Origin of the sequence: Neisseria sp. HMSC067H09 (assembly GCF_001814135.1) — a bacterium.
In the GTDB taxonomy this organism is placed as follows: domain Bacteria; phylum Pseudomonadota; class Gammaproteobacteria; order Burkholderiales; family Neisseriaceae; genus Neisseria.
In genome coordinates this window covers 1-1559 of the sequence record NZ_KV814899.1, presented here as the reverse complement: position 1 = coordinate 1559, position 1559 = coordinate 1, and the positions used below count along the sequence as shown (strand labels likewise).

Genomic DNA, 1559 nt, shown 5'->3' with positions numbered 1-1559 from the left:
CTGCAAAACTGACCATTGCTTTCCTGTGTAATTCCTCAGGTGTGTAAAATTTCCTGTCCCGCCAGCAATAGCCTGCCCTGAATTTTTCCCTGTACTCCTGTTCCGAAACCCCGTCAGGCTTGGGGTCTTTGACAATCAGTTCTTTCCAGTATTGATATTTGTCGGGCGCGGTATATTGATATATACCGAAGCCTGCTGCCGCCAATGCAGCGATTGACAGTAGATATTTGTAGATTTTATTCACTTGCTTGCCTTTAATTAATAATCAAGGTCGTCTGAAACTTTTCAGACGACCTTTTTGCTTGTAAGAAGTTCCAATACAGCATATTGGTTTGCACCATTTTGCATATAGTCGGTTGCGTCAATATGAATAGGTTTTCGTTCGGTAGATGTCACCGCAGTAAGCATATCTTCTTTCTTTGGCGGAATTGCAGCATTCCACAAATAATGTGATAAAACTTTATCTACTGATACTTCAGATACTTTTAACACATTACGAGAAATTCCACTTACATTTGATACACTTAATGATTTTTTACTGTTTGACATAACAATTCTATTGGATATAGGTTAATAAATATAATGTGGCTGCCACAATACATCGCCACAATTATTCATGAATAATATATCTGAAAAGTGAATCTGATAAGTTTTTTCTTTATTTTCATCCCATTGAGGCAATCCTGGACTAACTTCTGAATAACTAAAATAAAAATTACCAACTCCATAATTTCCAATATCGATATTTTTTGGTATCTCACTTTCTGGAAACGTTGATGCTCCTTCTAAATAAGTAATCAACGTATTATTTTTTATTATCGGGGCAGCTTCTTTGATACTTAAAACTTTACAGCAGTCAGAGCCATAAATGCTTGCTCCTCCCTGATTATATCCTCTGATAATCAATGAAAAACCTTTACTTTCATAATGTTCCAAATATTTTTTTAAATCATCCGGTTGTTTAATTTCATATTTTAAATACTTTGCCAGCAACGTCCCATCCGTCGGGTCTTTCTCCGCCAAAAACATCCTGTCCCATTGCTCATTGGTGTAATCTTGCGGGACAAACCAGACGCTACAGGCCTTTTCGTGACGTACGCAGTCTGCTCCCGTAGAATAATCCCGTCCGCCCTGATTGGTGGTCATATTAGCCTTATAAGCTTTAGCCTCCCCCAACAACCTACCTGCAAAACTGACCATTGCTTTCCTGTGTAATTCTGCGGGCGTATAAAACTTTCTATCCCGCCAGCAATAGCCTGCCCTAAGTTTTTCCCTGTACTCCTGTTCCGAAACCCCGTCAGGCTTGGGGTCTTTGACAATCAGTTCTTTCCAGTATTGGTATTTATCGGGCGCAGTATATTCATATATACCGAAGCCTGCTGCCGCCAATGCAGCGATTGCCAGTAGGTATTTGTTTGTTTTCTTCATAAACTACTCCTTTCTATAGATAGATCGTTTGAAAATCAAATCCTAACCGGTTTTCAGACGACCTTACTTTACTTATTGCTGCCCGCCTTTCAACGAGGCCACCTTCACCGCCCCCCTCAGCCGCTTGGTAA

2 protein-coding genes and 1 pseudogene are annotated in these 1559 nt (G+C 39.9%); all 3 read right to left on the bottom strand.

All coding sequences use genetic code 11. The features are described from left to right. Positions 1-244, bottom strand: a pseudogene (locus HMPREF2954_RS04925) (hypothetical protein); the annotation flags it as partial. Positions 245-285: 41 nt separating this feature from the next. After that, entirely contained in the window at positions 286-549 is a 264-nt protein-coding gene (locus HMPREF2954_RS12235) for a hypothetical protein (RefSeq protein ID WP_141755636.1), read from the bottom strand. A 21-nt stretch (positions 550-570) separates the two neighbouring features. After that, positions 571-1428, bottom strand: a complete 858-nt coding sequence (locus tag HMPREF2954_RS04920; RefSeq protein WP_070689031.1) for a hypothetical protein — start codon at positions 1426-1428, stop codon at positions 571-573. Positions 1429-1559 lie beyond the last annotated feature (131 nt).